13 protein-coding genes are annotated in these 19,099 nt (G+C 53.6%); all 13 read left to right on the top strand.

Annotated elements, in window-relative coordinates; translation table 11 throughout:
* Positions 1 to 9 precede the first annotated feature (9 nt).
* The 13 genes from ftsY to pheT all read left to right on the top strand — a co-directional run bounded on the left by ftsY (position 10) and on the right by pheT (position 19,072).
* On the top strand, positions 10 to 969 hold the full coding sequence (gene ftsY, locus RDM37_RS00440) for a signal recognition particle-docking protein FtsY (RefSeq protein ID WP_298542250.1): 960 nt from the start codon (positions 10 to 12) through the stop codon (positions 967 to 969).
* A gap of 18 nt (positions 970 to 987) precedes the next feature.
* A complete protein-coding gene (rimO, locus tag RDM37_RS00445) occupies positions 988 to 2,319 on the top strand; it encodes a 30S ribosomal protein S12 methylthiotransferase RimO (RefSeq protein ID WP_308554204.1) in 1,332 nt (443 codons plus the stop codon).
* The gene (locus tag RDM37_RS00450) at positions 2,316 to 3,653 is read left to right on the top strand and encodes a hypothetical protein (protein WP_308554206.1); all 1,338 of its coding nucleotides are present in this window, start codon (positions 2,316 to 2,318) and stop codon (positions 3,651 to 3,653) included. The genes rimO and RDM37_RS00450 overlap by 4 nt, the downstream gene beginning before the upstream one ends.
* A gap of 468 nt (positions 3,654 to 4,121) precedes the next feature.
* The gene (locus RDM37_RS00455; RefSeq protein WP_308554208.1) at positions 4,122 to 4,493 is read left to right on the top strand and encodes a CidA/LrgA family protein; all 372 of its coding nucleotides are present in this window, start codon (positions 4,122 to 4,124) and stop codon (positions 4,491 to 4,493) included.
* Positions 4,490 to 5,203 carry an LrgB family protein gene (locus RDM37_RS00460; RefSeq protein ID WP_308554210.1) on the top strand — a complete coding sequence of 238 codons (714 nt, stop codon included), beginning with the start codon at positions 4,490 to 4,492 and terminating at the stop codon, positions 5,201 to 5,203. The genes RDM37_RS00455 and RDM37_RS00460 overlap by 4 nt, the downstream gene beginning before the upstream one ends.
* A gap of 54 nt (positions 5,204 to 5,257) precedes the next feature.
* Positions 5,258 to 7,573 carry a T9SS C-terminal target domain-containing protein gene (locus RDM37_RS00465; RefSeq protein ID WP_308554212.1) on the top strand — a complete coding sequence of 772 codons (2,316 nt, stop codon included), beginning with the start codon at positions 5,258 to 5,260 and terminating at the stop codon, positions 7,571 to 7,573.
* Positions 7,574 to 8,098, top strand: coding sequence for a T9SS type A sorting domain-containing protein (locus tag RDM37_RS00470; RefSeq protein ID WP_308554214.1), 525 nt, complete (start codon positions 7,574 to 7,576; stop codon positions 8,096 to 8,098).
* A gap of 158 nt (positions 8,099 to 8,256) precedes the next feature.
* Positions 8,257 to 10,041, top strand: a complete 1,785-nt coding sequence (gene sppA, locus RDM37_RS00475) for a signal peptide peptidase SppA (RefSeq protein WP_308554216.1) — start codon at positions 8,257 to 8,259, stop codon at positions 10,039 to 10,041.
* A gap of 43 nt (positions 10,042 to 10,084) precedes the next feature.
* Positions 10,085 to 11,218, top strand: a complete 1,134-nt coding sequence (gene lpxK, locus RDM37_RS00480) for a tetraacyldisaccharide 4'-kinase (RefSeq protein ID WP_308554217.1) — start codon at positions 10,085 to 10,087, stop codon at positions 11,216 to 11,218.
* Between the two features lie 3 nt (positions 11,219 to 11,221).
* Positions 11,222 to 12,256, top strand: coding sequence for a thiamine-phosphate kinase (gene thiL / locus RDM37_RS00485; protein ID WP_308554219.1), 1,035 nt, complete (start codon positions 11,222 to 11,224; stop codon positions 12,254 to 12,256).
* A gap of 555 nt (positions 12,257 to 12,811) precedes the next feature.
* The gene (locus tag RDM37_RS00490; RefSeq protein ID WP_308554221.1) at positions 12,812 to 15,376 is read left to right on the top strand and encodes a hypothetical protein; all 2,565 of its coding nucleotides are present in this window, start codon (positions 12,812 to 12,814) and stop codon (positions 15,374 to 15,376) included.
* A 211-nt stretch (positions 15,377 to 15,587) separates the two neighbouring features.
* A complete protein-coding gene (locus tag RDM37_RS00495) occupies positions 15,588 to 16,520 on the top strand; it encodes a mechanosensitive ion channel family protein (protein ID WP_308554223.1) in 933 nt (310 codons plus the stop codon).
* Positions 16,521 to 16,582: 62 nt separating this feature from the next.
* A complete protein-coding gene (pheT, locus tag RDM37_RS00500; protein ID WP_308554225.1) occupies positions 16,583 to 19,072 on the top strand; it encodes a phenylalanine--tRNA ligase subunit beta in 2,490 nt (829 codons plus the stop codon).
* Positions 19,073 to 19,099: the final 27 nt, after the last annotated feature.

The raw sequence follows: 19,099 nt of genomic DNA on the forward strand, positions 1-19,099 counted from the left end.
AGACCAACTATGGGACTATTCGGACTATTCTCAAAAAAGAAGAAAGAGACACTCGACACAGGTCTTGAAAAGAGCAAGACCTCAATGGTAGACAAGCTGACTCGTGCCGTAGCTGGCAAGAGCAAGGTCGATGATGAGATCCTCGACGACCTGGAGGACATACTCGTGACCAGTGATGTGGGCGTAGACACAACGCTCAAAATCATCAAGCGTATCGAAGAGCGTGTGGCTCGTGACAAATATGTCGGCACGAGCGAGCTCAAAAGCATCCTGCGTGACGAAGTCGCGGCACTCCTTGCGGAGAATGGCACGACCGATGGAGAGAGCTTCACACTCCCCGCAGATGCGCATCCTTACGTCATCATGGTCGTTGGCGTCAACGGCGTGGGCAAGACAACCACCATCGGCAAGCTCGCCTATCAGTTCAAGCAGCAGGGCAAGCGCATCGTACTGGGTGCTGCGGACACCTTCCGTGCAGCTGCCATCGAGCAGCTAGAGATATGGGGAGAGCGTGTCGGCGTGCCAGTCATCAAGCAGCAGATGGGCTCGGATCCCGCTTCGGTAGCTTTCGATACACTTCAGTCGGCTGTGGCGCAGGATGCCGATGTGGTCATCATCGATACGGCTGGTCGTCTACACAACCAGGTGAGCCTGATGAACGAGCTCTCTAAAATCAAGCGTGTCATGGCAAAGGTAGTTCCCGATGCTCCACACGAAGTACTCCTCGTCCTCGATGGCTCTACGGGTCAGAATGCCTTCGAGCAGGCGAAGCAGTTTACCGCAGCCACCGATGTCTCTGCGCTTGCTATCACGAAGCTCGACGGCACGGCAAAGGGCGGTGTCGTCATAGGCATCTCCGACCAGTTTAAGGTACCGGTCAAGTATATCGGACTAGGCGAGAAGATTGAGGACCTACAAGTCTTTCGCAAGCGTGAGTTCGTCGACTCCATCTTTGGCGATGAGCTTTAGCCCAGTAGCAGCTCTGCGATGATTGCCAACCAAATAGATGTCATCAGTCTAGGGTGCTCTAAGAACCTCGTCGACTCCGATGCGCTCATGCATCGGCTCGCTCAGTACGGCTACACGCTACGTCACGACCCCGAGGAACTGACCGGTGAGATAGCCGTCGTCAACACCTGTGGCTTCATACAGGCGGCTCAGGAGGAGTCGATCAACCTGATCCTCTCTCTCATTGAGGCAAAAAAAGAGGGTCGCATCCGGGCTGTCTATGTGATGGGCTGCCTGGGCGAACGCTTTCGTGAGGAGCTAACCGCCGAGCTCCCTGAGGTGGACAAGATCTATGGCAAGTATGACTGGAAGCAACTCATCACCGACCTAGGGCCGGCACTCAGCGCAGATGGTGCCACGCCACTATCCTACCGAACGCCTCCGCCTAGCGTCACGCCTCGACACTATAGCTACATCAAGATCTCTGAGGGGTGCGATCGCACCTGCTCTTACTGCGCTATCCCGCTCATCACCGGCCCTCATCACTCCCGTCCCATGGAGGAGATAGTCCGAGAGGTCGAAGGGCGCGTCGCCGCGGGCTGTCGGGAGTTTCAGATCATCGCTCAGGATAGCACTTATTATGGTGTAGACCTTTACCAAAAGCAAGCTATCGCTCCCCTACTGGACCGCCTGGCTCAGGTAAAGGGCGCTCACTGGCTCAGACTACACTACGCCTATCCGAACCACTTCCCCCTTGCGTTGCTAGATGTGATGGCAGAGCATGACAACATCTGCAAGTACCTCGACCTCGCACTCCAGCACAGTAGCAATCACATGCTTCAGCTGATGCGTCGGCAGATCACCCGTGAGGAGACCGTCGCCCTGCTAGAGCGCATCCGCGAGCAAGTGCCCGGCATCGCCCTGCGCACCACCATGATGGTCGGGCATCCAGGAGAGACGGACGAAGACTTTGCCGATCTCCTCGACTTCGTCAACCAGATGCGCTTCGAGCGGCTCGGAGCTTTCCAATACTCCCACGAGGAGGGCACCTACGCTTACAAGCACTACCAAGATGACGTCCCGCCAGAGGTCAAGCAGGAGCGCTACGACGCCCTAATGTCTCTCCAAGCGACCATCTCCGCCAGCGTCAATAGCCGTAGGGTCGGCACCTCGCTAGAGGTAGTCGTTGACCGAGAGGAAGAAGGCTACTACGTTGGCCGCACCCAGTACGACTCCCCCGAGGTGGACGGCGAAGTGATACTCAGCAGCGACCGTCCGCTCCATGTAGGCTCCTTCTACCGAGCTGATATCACAGGCGTAGAGGAGTACGACCTCATCGCAACCACATCCCCAGAGCATCTCATCCTATGATTACGACCGAACAGTGGCTCCTAGAAGTCGCCGAGCAGAGCCAGCTCGCACAGACCACCTGCCAGCAACTATGGAGCGACCTCACTGCGCTACTCATCGGGCGGCTCACTCAGGGGAGCACCAGCTATATGCGTAGCGTCGGCCTCTGGTCCGCAGAGAGTCACAGCGCCTTCATCGCTCTACTGCCTAGTGGCGAGCGCTACTTGATGCCCCCGCGCGTGACGCCACGCATCACCAACCAAGAGCAACCACTCTCTGCCGAGGAGATCGGCGAACTACTTGCAAAAGGGGCGACCCAGATACCGCAGACCATCCAGAGCTTCTACAACAATGTCACGAAGCTCTTTGAGATGCACGAGCGACTAGGACACACCCTCGAGTGGGCTTCACTAGGCACCTTCGCCCCACAGTCCATAGCGGGTGAAGAGGAGGACTGCGAGACCAGCTACGCCTTCACACCCTGCGACGAATTGCTCCGGCAGGTCAACAAGCCCTTTGAGATGTTTGCCCCCACGCTGCTCAAGGAGGGCGTTCACTGGCCCGATGTCGAGGAGTACCCGGCCGAGAGCCTAGAGCAGGCTTACCCATCCATCATCTCCAGTCGTATCGCCGAGAGCGCAGACGTACCCCAACCAGTGGCCACTCCGCCCGCTTGGACGCCTCAATCTCAAGCCGAAACTCCCACTACGCCACCACCCTTCCCCACTAGCGAAAGCAACGAAACAGAAACCGTCGTTGCCACGCCACCGCTTCCTCCAACTAGCGAAAGCAACGAGCCTGAAGCTACTGTCACCACGCCACCGCCTTATCGAAAAGAGGAGCCACAAGAGAGTCAGCCCACCCCTTCCGAGCGAACGAATCGCAGGCTGTGGCTTTGGATCGTCATCCCACTAGTCGCTGTCCTACTGATGGCACTACTGCTGTGGTTCTTCGTCTTCGGCAGAGAAGAGAGGACGCAGAATCCAGTCGCCACGCCACCAGCCAGTACCACAGCACCCGTTGAGAAGACTCCGACGATAGACACCGTCGCACCCATCGATAGCGTCGCACCACCTGCCGACACGACTGCTCAGCAGGAGATCCTCACCACCGTGACCCTCGGCAATGGCGACTATCTAGCGCGCTATGCCCGTCGCTACCTAGGTCGTAGTGAGTACTGGATCTACATCTACCTAGCCAATAAGGAGCAGATCGAAGACCCCGACAACATCCCCCTCGGCACCGAGATCCAGATACCCTCGCCCCAGAGCGTAGGCATCACTGGCGATGAAAAAGCCGACCTCGCCGAGGCTAAGCGCCTCATACACGACTACTACAGCAACAAGCCAAAGTAGCTAGCTCGTCACCGCACAGGCTGGCACAGCTGATGAGACTGAGGTAATATGGGTACTAACCCCATAACAGCTTAACAGAGACTATCGAATAACTCAGTAGTCTCAGGGAATTAGATTCTAGCAATAACAAAATGGCCACGTGGAGGATTTGAAGTCCCCACGTGGCTGTTTTTCTTTTCCACGTGAGCGAGAGAAGACTCCTCCGAAGTTTCATTCCATTCCTCCTAAGTTTTATTCCTTTCTATTGCTGTCCGACTACTCGACTTCGACCAAACTAGAGTTTCTCCCGTATGAAACTTTAGTTTCACCCAAGTGGTACTGATAGTTAGCTCATTTCTGCAGGACGACCTACTCGATGCCCCCTCAAAGAACTCCTACTGGACAGCAATAACCTCTCACTTCTAATCTCTAACCTCTAATTCACTACCTTTGCAGTCCAATCTTTGAGTTAACCGTGATTTTATAGAGATGAAGTCTCTCGTACAATGCTTTTGGGTGCTCTTTTTCTTTGCCGTTGGTGAACTGATCGGCATGATGATCGGGCACTTTCTACCAGGGAGTGTGATCGGGCTGATACTGCTCTTTCTAGCTCTAGAGACGAAGCTGATCAAGCCGGACAAGGTGGACAGCGTCGCTAAGTTTCTCACCCTCAATATGGGTCTCTTCTTCGTCCCAGCTGGTGTGGGGCTGATCACCCAAGTGGATCTAATCAAGCAGTACTGGGCTGCCATCGTGATCTCTATGGTAGTCAGCACGGCACTGGTCTTGGTAGTCGTGGGACGTATGCAGCACCGCTTCGAGCGGCATCATAAAGAGGAAACACTTAACGACAACGCATGATGGACTTCGTCACACAACTCCTGAGCAAGCCTGTCTACTGCTTGCCTCTCACCATAGGGATCTACTTCCTCAGCTTACTTCTATACCGCAAGGTGCGGATCGGACTCTTTCACCCTCTGATCGTTACGATAAGCTTGCTCATCTTAATGCTGTATCTCTCAGACACATCGTACGAGGAGTATAAGGAGGGGAGCCAGCTGATCGACTTCCTCCTAGGTCCCTCGGTCGTCTCACTCGGCTACATCCTCTACGAGCAGTCTAAGTACCTGCGTGGGCGCGTCGTCTCGATCATGGTCTCGCTCTTTGTAGGCTCTCTGATCGGCATACTCAGTGCCGTAGGACTAGCTTATGCGCTAGGTGCTGGAGCCCCCATAGCCCACTCGATGGAGTCGCGCTCGGTCACGACCCCTATCGCTATCGCGCTCTCTGAGCAGTCGGGTGGTATCCCTGCCTTAACCGCTGTGGTGGTGGTCATCTCAGGCATCATCGGGGGTGTGATAGGTCCCATACTCTTTAAGTGGCTACGCATAGAGAGTCGCATCGCTAAGGGGCTGGCTCTGGGTGCAGCAGCGCATGGCGTGGGTACCTCGGTAGCCATTCAGATGGGCGCCCTAGAGGGTGCTATCGGCGGCTTGGCTATTGGCATCATGGGGGTCTTCACCTCCATACTGATACCGATCGTCCACTACGTCGCTCAGCTCTTCGTCTGAGGTCGTATATGGTCGAAAAAGGGTACCTTTACAGCATCAAAACACTATCTCTCTATGAATAGATTTACTCGAAACATACTCTTAGCAACGCTCTGTTTGCTCTGCAGTATCCCCTTGGTGCAGGCGCAGATCTCTTTCGGCGGAGTGCCTGCGATCACCACTCAATCACATCGTGTGGTCGAGGTCATTCCTCCGTTCAACGCTCAGGACTTACGCGCAGCAGAGCAATGGCATCAGGTAGACGATGGCTCACCGCTCATCGTGGGGCGCATGCTACCGCTCTCGGGAGACTTCTACCAGCAGGCGACCCATGAGGTAGTCGAGGGGCGGAGCGTCTATCACCTAGAGCTCACAGCTCCTGACGCACGGGGCCTGTCACTCTCATTTGACAAGCTAGCCCTGCAGCCAGGCGATCGGCTCTATCTCTTTGACCCAGCTAGGAAGCAGGTTTTAGGAGCCTTCACCAGTGAGAGCAATCCCGATGGAGGAGTCTTCGGCACCAACCCTATTGCAGGTAATTCGCTGATCATACAATACGAGCCTGCGGGAGCTTTGGCCGACATCCAGCTGAAGCAACTCGGCTACTTCTTCGAGTCAGTTGCAGCTCCTCAGAATATCCCTGGCGAGGGTGCCTCGGGCGTCTGCAATGTGAACGTCAACTGCCCTGAAGGTGCTGATATGCAGGATGTCAAGAACGGCATCGTGCAGATAGTCGTCGTACTCCATGGTAACATCGCTTTTTGTAGTGGTACGCTGGTCAATAATACGAACGGGGATTGGCGTCCGCTCATCATGACCGCTCATCACTGTACTTTCTACAAGGACATACTCTCTGGCAAGGTTATGAATGCGAGCGAAGAGGACTTTCGTCAGTGGGTCTTTAACTTCCACTACGAGCGCCCTGAATGTGCCAACAATCAGTGGATAGGCGAGCAGGCTTACTCCATCAGTGGTGCTAAGTGCCTGGCTCTGTCACCGATGGATCACGGAAGCGATGGACTACTCGTTGAGGCGCTAACGCCGATACCCGACTACTACGGCGTTTACTACAACGGCTGGGATCGCTCTGGTACCCTAGAGCCTACGGCTAAGGGACTGCACCACCCGAGTGGCGATGTGATGAAGGTATCTACGATTACAGAGCCTCTCAAAAGTGGCACTTGGATGACAGATGACAATTTGGGCGCAGAAAATGCACACTTTGAGGTGCGCTATGCCAAGACGGAGAATGGGCACTGCGTGACAGAAGGTGGTAGCTCAGGCTCTGGACTATTTAATAGTAAGGGTCTCCTCATCGGCACGCTCTCAGGAGGAGCTGCTGAGTGTAATAAAGGGATCAATGCTCTAAATAGGTACGGCAAGCTAAGTGAGCACTGGGCACGATCTAAGCAAGATAACACACAGCAGCTACAACCGCTTGCACAGATACTAGACCCTAAAGGTCGTGGCACAGCGATGACTCTGTCTGGAGCCTACAAGCCCGGCACCACGCTGATAGCTCCTGTGACGGAGCTACTGGGCGTATATCAGGATGGTCAGGTAGCTCTATCGTGGCAACCGATGACCGCCCTGCCCGCAGACATCACAGCGGAGGTACAGATCTTGCGCAACGGCAAGGAGCTCACGCTTCTGCCCATCAGCACAGGACACTATACAGATAGTCAGGCGAGTGACGAGAGCGGACTCGTGACCTATACACTACGCTACCAGTATACCATCGGGCTGGAAGATACAAGGCACTACACAGCTCCTCGTCATATCTCTTTCCTCACCTCAGACCTAGCGGGTGTCTCGCAGTTTGAGCAGAAGAAGGAAGGAAGCCAAGTGATCCTCTCCTGGCATAAGCCTGTCAATCGTCAGCTGATCTCTCAGCTCACACTCTCTAGCGAAAGTGAAGCTAAGGGGGTTGCTCCTCTAAAGTACTCTGGCTTAAACTCTGAGTACAAGGAGGTCTACCTGGGCGTCCGCTACGATGGTCATGACTTCACCCCTCTAGGGCAGACCCGCTTGGCTGCAATGCGCTTTATACCAGCGCGTACGCCTGATATGCACACCTACACACTCTTCGTGCGCAATGGTCAGAATATACATGTCATCACCAGTATCGCAGATCTGGATTGCTACGAAGTGATCAAAGACGATGAGACAACGGCCATAAGCTATCCTGTCGGAGATAAGTTTGAGCAGAAGAAATGGCTCTGGGTACAGGGCTTTACGCCGAAGGTGATACGCCCTGAGGAGATGCTCATCGTAGGTTATCAGGTCAAGACTCGCACGGACTTCATGCGTGATGTAGCGATGATCGACCCAACGCCTGCGACCGACTGGAGCAGTCGTCACAACGTCCTCTCCTTTGATACGCACTACTGAATGCCCGCAGACATTGATGGGGCCCTTCCTATTAAAGGTGGTGCCCTAGCCATCGAGTTTATGATAGACGATGCAGAGCCTGGCGCACCTGTTGATGTGACGGGACCGATAGCTCGTGGCTTCCACCCAGCGCAGTGGCCCGTGGTCAAAGAGTATATCATCTATGCCGATGGCACCGAGATAGGGCGTACGAAAGACCTCAGCTACACAGTCACCAATGCAACGGGCAAAGAGTACAGCGTCAAGCCACTCTACGAGAATGGTCAGATCTCTGCTGTCGAAACTCTGCCTACCTCACTGGATGCCGTCCGTGTCTACCCGACGGTCTGCACGGATCATCTGACGATTCAGACGAATGGCGTGACAGGTAGCTACCAGCTCTATACGCTCGACGGCACTCGCCTCTCGGAAGGTGTGCTAGCGGATCGCTCCATCGACACCTCCTCGTGGGCTGTCGGCAGCTACCTCCTACAGGTGACGCTTGCCGACGGCACGACGACGCTCCACCGCATCGTCAAGCGATAGCTCCTACAGGACCATCATTTCAAAGAGCAAAGGCACTCCTCGTCAGAAGGGTGCCTTTGCTACTATAAAAGGAAGAGCAAATGTAGCTTATTCAATATCTATTTGTTACCTTTGTGGTGCTAATACTCGCTAATGGACATATTACACATAGACACTATATGAATTCATTCTGGAAGACTTTCTTTGCCACACTACTAGCCATCGTCGTAAGTTGTGTCATCTTTGCTTCTCTAGCAGTCATCGTACTGATCAGCTTTATAGCGGCTCTGAGCGTCGGAGCAAACAACGATATCAGACAGATCAAGGAGGGCAGCATACTTAAGATCGAACTGGCACACATATCTGACACCTATGTATCAAACCCTTGGGCTGATCTTGGCTTGAGCAAAAGTGACGGGAGTAGCGACCTGCCTCTCTCTTACGTCCTTGAGGCTATCGACGAGGCTAAGAATGATGATCGTATCAAGGGGATCTATCTTAACATGACCGATCCTGGCTGTGGCTTTGCTTCAGCCGAGGCACTCCGAGGTGCTCTAGAAGATTTCAAGGAAACCGGCAAGTTCATCGTATCATACTCTGATATGTACTCGCTCAAGGGGTACTACCTCGCCTCTGTCGCCGACCAACTCTATGTCAATAAGGAGGGTTCTATCGCTTTCGATGGCTTGGCCGGCGGGGCTATCTTCTTCAAGGACTTGCTGGACAAGATCGGTGTGGAGATGATGGTCTTTAAGGTCGGAACCTTCAAGAGTGCCGTCGAGCCCTACATACTCAATAGTATGAGCGAAGCAAATCGCACCCAGATCACCTCTTATCTCGGAGACATCTGGGGTCGCATCCTAGACGAGGTAGGTACCAGTCGCAACTTAGACAGTGTACGCCTACAGTCTCTAGCAGATAGTATGCAGTCTGTACAGTCTACGGACTCTTACCTAACTAATGGACTCATCGATGGTGCTCTTTATCAGGATCAGGCTCTGGAAACGCTCTGCTCGCTCGTAGGGGTTGATGAGAAAGATGATCTGCACTTCGTATCTCTACGCGATGTGTATGCTACGCGTGGTGATGCCCGTAAGCAAGGAGCTAATGTGGGCGTCCTCTTTGCTGAGGGCGAGATCAATCTCGAGGTCGCTGACTCTCCCTTTAACACCAAGAAAGTGGTTTCCGACGAACTCGCTGACCGTATCCTCGAGATGGGCGAAGACGACGACTACGATGCACTCGTAGTACGTGTCAACTCGCCTGGTGGTAGTAGCTACATCTCCGAGCAGCTCTGGTACGCAGTCCATAAGGCTAGCGAAAACAAACCTGTCGTCATCTCTATGGGAGACTACGCCGCTTCGGGTGGTTACTATATGTCTTCGGGTGCTAGCTACATCTTTGCCGAGCCCTCGACGATAACAGGCTCTATCGGTATCTTTGGCGTTGTGCCTAATGCGACCAAGCTCGCTAACAAGGTCGGTGTACACCAAGATGTGGTCAAGACAGCTCAGCACGCTGACCTAGGCGCTCTCGATCGTCCATGGACAGACGAGGAGCGTGCGCTCTTCCAGCAGTATGTCAATCGTGGCTACGAGCTCTTCCTCAAGCGTGTCTCTGAGGGGCGTGGCATGACCAGAGATCAGGTCGACTCCATCGCCCAGGGACGCGTATGGACTGGTGCTCAGGCATTGGAGCTAGGTCTCGTCGATGAGCTAGGAGGCCTGCAAGATGCTATCGCTTATGCAGCATCGCAAGCTGGATATGACACTTACCATATCACTTACTCAAGACGTGCGGTCAATCTACTCCAAGAGCTCTTCGGCACATCGACACAAGCTGTACGTATGAAGCTGATGACCTCATGGTTTACCGAAGACGAGATCCGCTACATCGATCAGCTGCGTGAGCTACGCGCTATGTCAGGACTTCAAGCTCGTCTACCGCTAGTAGTAGATCTCTAGTCTCTCAGAGCAATACGGACTACCCTCTCGACTCCTGTACAATATGGATCAGACACCCAAGATCAATAGATGGCTATTACCGCTCTCAGGTATTTATGGAGTGGGCGTGTCGCTACGCAATAGCCTTTACAATATGGGGCGTCTGAGGAGTCACACCTTCCCCATACCCATCATCTGTGTCGGCAATCTAGCCGTGGGAGGTACGGGCAAGACCCCGATGATAGAGCATCTCATACGGATGCTTATGGGCGATCTGCGTATAGCTATCGTCTCGCGTGGCTACAGACGCAAGTCTTTTGGGCTTAAGGTAGCCGAGCTGGGCGATAGTGCCAGCCGCATAGGTGACGAGCCTGCGCAGCTCCTACGTAAGTTTGGCGACAAGATACAGATCGTCGTGGATGGCAACCGGGTGCGAGCGATCAATTACCTAGTTAATCAGCCCTACTCGCAGCGTCCCGATGTGATCCTGATGGACGATGGCTTCCAGCACCGCTCTGTGCAGCCATCGTTCTCGATACTTCTGTCTAGCTACAACAGACTCATGACGGAAGATGTGCTACTCCCCGCCGGACGCCTGCGAGAGCCAGCACGTGCGCGCTATCGTGCCAATGTGGTAGTCGTGACCAAGTGTCCTACCCTACTCAAGCCGATAGACTGCACCTTTACAGAGCGCCGGTTAGATCTCTACCCACATCAGAAGCTCCTCTTTAGCGAAGTTAAGTATGAAGATCCCGTACCCATCTTCCAGAGAGATGCAGATCCCACCAAGATAGACACCAATGCGGTGGTCATCGCCATCTCTGGCATATCACATCCTGAGGAGTTCTTTGCTTATGTAGAGCGAGGCTTCTCACGTGTGGTGACACTCCCCTACGGAGATCATCATCACTACTCGAGACGCAATGTCACCACGTGGGAAAACATCTTGACAGACTACCTCGTGCGTGGCTCAGAGGTCGTCTTCCTCTGTACCGACAAAGACGCCGTCAAGATCTTCGAGCTAGAGTCCTATATGAGTCCTGAGCTACGTGAGCGATTCCTCCGACTACCTATACAGGTACGCTTCAGGTCTCACGGAGAGGAAGATCTGCGGGAGTTGGTCATGAGCCATATAGCTCAGTTCACATCAGAGCAAGCTCAAAAAGAGGAGCAAGAGGAGAACGAGGAAAAGGAATAATCTATGAATACACCGATCTCTGACTTGGGAGAGTTTGGACTAATCCGCAAGCTCACCGAGCAGTTTGCCATTACATCTCCCGACCGTGTCCGCATGGCTGTGGGAGACGACGCAGCTATCTTACAGATGCAGCCTAACGAAGAGCTATTGGTCACGACCGATATGCTCCTCGAGGGGGTACACTTCGACATGACCTATATGCCACTTAAGCACTTAGGCTACAAAGCGGTCGTGGTCAACGTCTCCGACATCTGCGCCATGAATGGCATACCCCAGCAGATCACCGTCTCTCTAGGCATCTCAGCTAAGTACACCACCGAGATGCTCGAAGAGCTCTACAAAGGTATCGAACTAGCGTGCCAGCACTACCAAGTCGACCTAGTCGGTGGAGATACCTGCGCCTCGCGAAACGGGCTTGCCATCAGCATCACATGCCTAGGATCTGTCCCCAAGGGAGAGGCTGTCCTGCGCTCTGGCGCTCAGCCCAACGACCTCATCTGCGTCACGGGCAATCTAGGCGCAGCCTACATGGGCTTCCAACTACTAGAGCGAGAGCACCGCACCTTCCTCAGCGCACCGACAGAGGAGTTTGAGCCACACTTCGAGGGGTACGAATACCTGATCGAGCGTCAGCTCATGCCGTCAGCACAGCGCTGGTTGCGTGGCAAGCTAGCCGAGCAGGGAGTCACGCCGACAGCGATGATAGACATCAGCGACGGCCTGAGCTCCGAGCTGCTCCACATAGCAGAGCGATCACAGGTAGGTGTGCGAGTCTTTGAGGATCGACTCCCTCTCGATCGTGAGACGATAGCTCTCTGCGAAGAGATGAATATGTCGCCCGTCACGGCAGCCTTCAATGGTGGGGAGGACTACGAGCTCCTCTTCACCGTGCCACTGGCACAGGTCGGGCAAGTATCGGCCATCGAGGGGGTCTCTATCATAGGACACGCTACGGACGCCTCCGAGGGGTGTCGCTGGGTATCGACCGATCGTGCCGAGCACGAACTCAAAGCTCAGGGCTGGAACGCCTTCGACTAGCCCCTTCCCTTCCACATCTCAAGTCATAAGCTTGTTCTAAAGCTCACACAGGGGGTGTCTATCCTACTTTGTCAATAAGGAACCTCCTCTACAGGTTTCCAAAAACTTTCCAGCCTTGGAAAAATAAATTTCCAACGCTGGAAATTTTATTTTCCTCCCTTGGAAACTTAGTTTTCCTCCGTTGGAAATTTTCTTTTCCACCGTTGGAAAAGAAAAATCCCCACGTAGGGATCTCAGAGTTCCTCCGCTGGAACTAAAAAGTTCCTCCCTTGGAACTAAAAAGTTCCTCCGCTGGAACTAAAGAGTTCCTCCCTTGGAACTAAAAAGTTCCAAGAGAGGAATTGTTTTTGGAACTCGTACATATAACATACTCAGCACGATACAGACAGCGCGGACAACGTCCCCGCTCGACGACTCCCCACAGACAAAGAATTAGCGGGAGGGCTTCCCTATCAATCGTGACTCGTAAGGTCTGAGAAGTTGGAGGGATTGCGTTGTCGTATGGGAGGAGTAAAATTCGTACCTTGGCACTCTCAAACTTTTACATTACATTTTATGAAGCGACTTCTACTCCTTCCCGTACTCTTCTTGAGTATCCTAACCTCTATGGCGCAAGATGCGACAGTCCGTCTGCTTGTCAAGCCCGATGCGACAGAGGTCACGTTTGTCTATCGCCTCGCTCAGCAAGGAGCGACTGCGCAGATAGACCTAGGTGGCGGTGAGACCGCTACACTAGAGCAACCCGAAGCTGAGAAGCTACAAACCTTTAAGCACACATTTGCAGAGCCTAGTAACACACAGCGCACTATTGCCATCTCGGCAGATCAGCTAGTCACGCTACGCTTTACAAGTAGCAAAGCTATCTACGGTGTCACACAGATTGCTACGCCCCTCCTAGAGCGCTTTAACTGTGACTACACAGCTCTGATGGAGAGCGAAGAGCTAGACTTCTCCGCTTGTCCTAAGCTTGAGGAGATCACGCTCAATGGTGCCGAGGTGTCTCGAGTCATCTTACCTCCCAATAGAGGCTTGCTCAAGACCTTCCAGTGGGCTACTCCGCTACTACCTACCCCTGACAGTAGACAGCTAAAGGAACTAGACCTATCAGGCTGCACAGCTCTAGAGAGTCTCTCGCTACAAGGTACTACGCTGCGTACCATCGATCTAACCGATACGCCTCTTCTCAAGCAGCTTGTCATCACAGGTCTCAACAACAAGGCATATCCTCGTCAGCTGATCGGAGGCAAGGCTTTGACTCATCTAGAGATGGTGACTCTGCAGTTCTGCGCCTTCACCTATGATATGCTTCCAGACCTCAACGAGACGCCACTGGACAACTTTAAGGTCTCGAAGATGTACTTCGCTCATGTCGATCGCTCGCAGTATCGAGACATGACGGTCGATCTCTCCAACATGGCCTCTGCCAAAGGTATTGCGCAGGCACCGACACCCACGACCTTCACATGGTTCTATAAGGATGCAGCCAATAAGTGGCAGCCCATACCTGCCGACAAGGTGGTAGCTGGCGACAAGCCTGGGGTCTATACCATTGACGAGTCCTTGCTGGATCCTACCACGCACCAGATTACGGTACGTGCCAAGCTCTTTAACGCTGGCTATCCTGATCTAGCCTTTTACAAGAACGGACTGCACACTTATAACATCACGCTGCCCTACAAGCCCACGACGATGTCTCTGTCTGTGACTACGGAGTCTCCAGGTAAGGACGAGGATGGCTATGACATTGATGAGATAGATCTATCTCTCCAGATAGCTGCAGCTAAGGCCGGAACCAAGGTGCAGATCGACTGGGGCAGTGGCCAGCTTAGCGACTATACAATCCCCAAGGCTAATGAGCCTTTTACCGTATCCCAGACGGTAGACCTTGGGGCTAAGATCAAGCTTTATGGTCCCGTGACTCTCGTAGACGCTACGGCTAGCAAGATCGTCGCAGTAGCCTTCGAAGATGCCGCAACAATTGAGACACTCCGTCTCTCTCGCAACAAGATCGAGCAGATAGACCTCTCTCGTCTGCCCAACCTCAAGGAGCTACAAGTCTCTGACAATAAGCTCTCCGAGCTATCACTCTCTGCTACTCCCAAGCTAGAGGAGCTGTACTGCGGATACAACAAGCTCACGCAGCTACATGTAGAGCAGACACCACTCCTGAGCGTCCTAAACTGCAACGACAATCAGATCTCCGCTCTAGCTCTAGCATCTCTGTCTAAGCTGGAGATAGCCGTACTGAGTGGCAATGCCTTTGGCGAGAGTCTAGATCTCTCTGCCAACGAAAAGCTACGTGTACTGGACATCGAGAATTGTCAGCTCTCTCAAGTAAAGCTCGAGAGCGAGTACCTAGAGCGCATCAAGGCTAATGGCAATAAGCTCACTGAGCTACAGCTCATCCCCTACCCAGGGCTGGCGCTCAATCTACATAGCCTAGACGTACGAGACAACAGCTTCACTGCTTGTGATCTCAACGACCTGCTCATACAGCTACCCCCCGCAGGTGACACCAGCGAGGGCCTCTATCGAGTGCAGCTCAAAGGCACGCCAGGAGCTACGACCTACGACAAAGTTCTGCTCAATGGCTGGATCGCTGATAGCGAGAGCACTAGCGAAGGGTGTGAGACAGCGAAGATTTTTGACGCCTCGACGAAGCCTCATGGACATGCTTACATAGCAGTCGGTGATAAGAAGTTCAACTTTGCAGAACCTATCAGGAGGTCAGTAGGAGGCTCTATCGTACTGGTCCCAGACGAAGGCTATATCCCCGATTACTGCAAGTGGGGCAACAAGACCAAGCTCACAGCAGAAGATAAGGCTGGGACTATATACTTCTTCGTCTTGTCCAACAACATTTTCGTCTCTTACGCCTTTAAGAAAGATACAGGCGTCGCTCCCGTGACCGACCGTCCTAATGTTTGGGTGATTACTCCGACAGCTACGGGCTGGGATATAGAGACGCCCTACAGCCAGACGAGCTATGAGCTGTACGACCTAGCAGGACAGCTCCGAGCACATGGCGTAACGGACCAGGCGGGACGTCTCTCTTGCGAGCTCCCCGCAGGAAGCTATCTACTCTCTATCGCAGGAGCAACGATCAAGCTGATACGCTAAGCATCTAAATAGCTCCAAAGCGAGCAAAGCCCCATACTCCGACCCTGTGAGTATGGGGCTTTTATGTGCACACATCGAATGTGTTACGCCTTGCAGGTCTATCTACGCTATCCTTTGCAGGGAGGTCAAGTTGTTGCTTTTTTGTACCTTTGGCTCTGCTAACTGAGTGCTATCGCAAATAAGAGCGACAGCACCAACTATATAGAAGTATATGCCTGAGATAAATCCAGAAAACATTATCCTCCCTGACTCAACAGCTCTGACGAAGGAGGAGATCGTCGATAGTATCGTCAACTTTAACCTAGCTGACACCCTCGGATCATGGGTCGATAAAGCACTTAACATAGGTATCCGCGTCCTCCTAGCTATCCTCATATTTTATGTAGGTCGCTGGCTGATAGGTCTTATCATGAAGGGCGTCACCCGACTCCTGGACAGGCGTGTCGAGGCGCTTGGCTTGCGACACTTCGTCCGCTCGATAGCACGTGCTGGTCTTTGGATTGTACTGGTTATCGTGGTGATCAATATCCTGGGCTTTGCCGCTGTATCCTTCGCCGCATTGCTCGCCTCTCTCGGTGTGGCCATTGGTATGGCACTTTCAGGGCAGCTACAGAACTTTGCGGGTGGAGCTATCATCCTGATCACGCACCCCTTCCGCATTGGCGACTACATCGTCTATCAAGATGTCGAGGGTACGGTACAGGATATCGGTATCTTCCACACCTCTATCACGACTACGGACAATACGAAGATCTACCTCCCCAATGGTAATCTGAGCACTAACGTAATCAAAAACACCTCCGAGATGTCCACTAGACGCTGTCAGTGGAAGTTTCTCGTGGACTACGACGTGCCGTTCGAGCGTGCTAAGAGCATCCTTATGACGGAGCTACTCAAGGATCCACGCATCCTACAGGATCAAGGCGTACTGGCGGTGATCTCGGATATGACGGAGAGCAACTATACGATCATGATCCGTGTATGGTGCGCTAATGCGGATATGTGGGATCTCTTCTGGGACTTCAATCGTAGAGCTACCGAGCTCTTTGCTGGCGAGGGCTTCCCACGTCCATACTCCAAGGTCGAGCTGCGTAACAGCACTCCATATAATAATAAAGAGAAAGAGACTGAGTCTCACGACTAGTCTCTTCTGTCTCGCTTTATAACTCTATTCATCGGCTCCTAGAGAGCCTATGTCTGATTCGTATGAATATATCTTTCAACTGGTTACAGCAATACCTGCCTCGTCTAGAGGGTTATAATCCAAATGAAGTAGCGGAGACGCTCACGTCCATCGGTCTCGAGGTGGCTGGCGTCGAGGAGACCGAGTCGGTACGAGGCGGTCTGCGTGGTGTCGTCATAGGGCGCACCCTCACTTGCATCCCCCACCCTAACTCCGACCACCTGCACATCTGCACGGTCGATCTCGGCGAGGAGGAGCCTGTGCAGATCGTCTGTGGAGCTCCCAATGTGGCTGCTGGTCAGACGGTCGTCGTCGCAACCGTCGGCACGACTCTATACGGGCCCGATGGCGAAGCTTTTAAGATCAAGAAGTCTAAGCTACGTGGCGAGTCTAGTATGGGTATGATCTGCTCGCAAGTCGAGATAGGTATGGGCTCCGACAGCTCTGGCATCTGGGTACTAGACGATGAGACGGTGCGGCCTGGGACACCAGCGGCCGACTACTTTGACCTAGCCAGTGATACCATCATAGAGATAGACATAACGCCTAACCGCGTCGATGCGACCTCGCACTATGGCGTAGCGCGCGACCTAGCGGCTTACTACTCCTATCGTGATGGTCATGTAATCCGCGCAGAGCGTCCGACCCTAGCACAGCCTCAGGCAGTCGATGCGAAGGCTCCTGCTATACAGGTCGAGATGGAGGTCTCCGCTGAGGACTGTCCCCGCTATCAGGGGGTGACGATACGTGGTCTGAAGTGCGTCGAGAGTCCCGACTGGCTCAAGGAGAGACTCCAAAGCATCGGGCAGCGTCCGATCAATGCGGTGGTAGATGTGACCAACTTCGTCTTACACGAGATTGGGCAACCGCTGCACGCTTTTGACGCTCAGAAGATTGCTGGCGGTAAGTTGCGCATAGCTCATCTACCCGCAGGCACGCCTTTTACCACCTTGGATGGCGTAGAGCATAAGCTCACAGGGATGGAGAATATGATCTGCGACAGCCAGCTCACACCGCTCTGCATAGGTGGCGTGATGGGTGGACTGGACTCGGGCGTGACGATGGAGACGACAGACATATTTATAGAGGCGGCGAACTTCAATCCGACGATCACACGTCGTGCTGCTCGAAGCCACGGACTGAGCACCGACTCCTCCTTCCGCTTCGAGCGTGGACTAGATCCCGAGGCGACCGACTGGGCACTCCAGCGCGCTGTATCCCTCATTATGGAGATCTGCGGAGGTACATTAGCAAGTGAGATGGTGGATCACTATCGTAAGCACCTGGATCCCGTAGAGTTGACGATCTCTACCGACTATGTCTCTCGGGCTATCGGGCGCGACCTGACGGTTGACCAGCTACAACTCATCTTAGAGGCTCTAGAGATGTCGCCTAAGGCTGTGGAGGGTGATGCTTTTGCCATCTCAGTGCCTCGCTATCGCTACGATGTGACACGTCCAGTGGATGTCGTCGAGGAGGTGCTGCGCATCTACGGCTACAATGCCGTCCCACTGTCGGGCTATGTGCATGCGAGTCTCTCTAAGCAGAGCGACCAAGACCATATCTATCACGCTCAGCTCAAGCTTTCGGAGCTACTCACAGGCTTTGGCTATCGGGAGATATTGAACAATTCGCTCACCTCTCGACAATACTTTGAGGGGCAAAAGGCTTTTGACCCCAACCAACTCGTGCCGATAGAGAATCCGCTGAGTCAAGAGCTCAACGTGCTGCGCCCCACCCTCCTCGTGGGCGGTCTAGAGACGATCTCTGACAATGTGCACCGCAAGCAACCCTACTGCGCACTCTATGAGTGGGGCAACGTCTACCGCTACAAGCAAAACGACCAGGCGACTACTCCCCTAGACCAGTACACCCAAGCCCACAGACTAGGCTTGTGGCTCTCGGGCACGCTCATGCCCAACAGCTGGACGACCCCAGGCGAAGCTACCTCTCCCTATATGCTACGAGGGGTGGTCGAGAAGCTCCTAGCGCACATGGGCTTTACGACGGAGGACTACTCGGTAACTACACCAGCCGAGTGCCACGACCTATGGAACGACGTAGTCTGCTACACCGATCGAGAGGGCAAGAGCCTCGCCTACGTCGGTGTCGTGAGCAACTACTGGCTCACCAAGTGCGACATCAAGCAACCGGTCTACTACGCCGAGCTATACAGCGACACCTTGATGGCACATCTGCTACAGCACAAGGTGGTCAGCACGGGGCTGAGCAAGTACCCAACGGTGAAGCGTGACCTAGCGCTACTTATCGACAACAACATCACCTACGAGGAATTAGCTCGCACCGCCAGCAAGGCCGAGCGCAAGCTACTTCAGCGTATCGAGCTCTTTGACGTTTACACAGGCAAGGAGCTCCCTAAGGGCAAGAAGAGCTATGCCTTGAGCTTCTACCTACGCGACGACAAGGGCACCCTACGAGACGCACAGATCGATGCCGCCATGAAGCGCATCTGGCAAGCCATCGAGCAGGAGTACCACGCTACGCTTCGCTAGACTAGGCTAGACAATCCAATCATCAGA

The organism is uncultured Porphyromonas sp. (assembly GCF_902489635.1).
Lineage (GTDB): Bacteria > Bacteroidota > Bacteroidia > Bacteroidales > Porphyromonadaceae > Porphyromonas.

Excerpts from the sequence above, each read along its gene's own strand:
- ftsY (WP_298542250.1), top strand. The coding sequence starts at position 10 with ATGGGACTATTCGGACTATTCTCAAAAAAGAAGAAAGAGACACTCGAC.
- rimO (WP_308554204.1), top strand. The coding sequence starts at position 988 with ATGATTGCCAACCAAATAGATGTCATCAGTCTAGGGTGCTCTAAGAAC.
- RDM37_RS00450 (WP_308554206.1), top strand. The coding sequence starts at position 2,316 with ATGATTACGACCGAACAGTGGCTCCTAGAAGTCGCCGAGCAGAGCCAG.
- RDM37_RS00455 (WP_308554208.1), top strand. The coding sequence starts at position 4,122 with ATGAAGTCTCTCGTACAATGCTTTTGGGTGCTCTTTTTCTTTGCCGTT.
- RDM37_RS00460 (WP_308554210.1), top strand. The coding sequence starts at position 4,490 with ATGATGGACTTCGTCACACAACTCCTGAGCAAGCCTGTCTACTGCTTG.
- RDM37_RS00465 (WP_308554212.1), top strand. The coding sequence starts at position 5,258 with ATGAATAGATTTACTCGAAACATACTCTTAGCAACGCTCTGTTTGCTC.
- RDM37_RS00470 (WP_308554214.1), top strand. The coding sequence starts at position 7,574 with ATGCCCGCAGACATTGATGGGGCCCTTCCTATTAAAGGTGGTGCCCTA.
- sppA (WP_308554216.1), top strand. The coding sequence starts at position 8,257 with ATGAATTCATTCTGGAAGACTTTCTTTGCCACACTACTAGCCATCGTC.
- lpxK (WP_308554217.1), top strand. The coding sequence starts at position 10,085 with ATGGATCAGACACCCAAGATCAATAGATGGCTATTACCGCTCTCAGGT.
- thiL (WP_308554219.1), top strand. The coding sequence starts at position 11,222 with ATGAATACACCGATCTCTGACTTGGGAGAGTTTGGACTAATCCGCAAG.
- RDM37_RS00490 (WP_308554221.1), top strand. The coding sequence starts at position 12,812 with ATGAAGCGACTTCTACTCCTTCCCGTACTCTTCTTGAGTATCCTAACC.
- RDM37_RS00495 (WP_308554223.1), top strand. The coding sequence starts at position 15,588 with ATGCCTGAGATAAATCCAGAAAACATTATCCTCCCTGACTCAACAGCT.
- pheT (WP_308554225.1), top strand. The coding sequence starts at position 16,583 with ATGAATATATCTTTCAACTGGTTACAGCAATACCTGCCTCGTCTAGAG.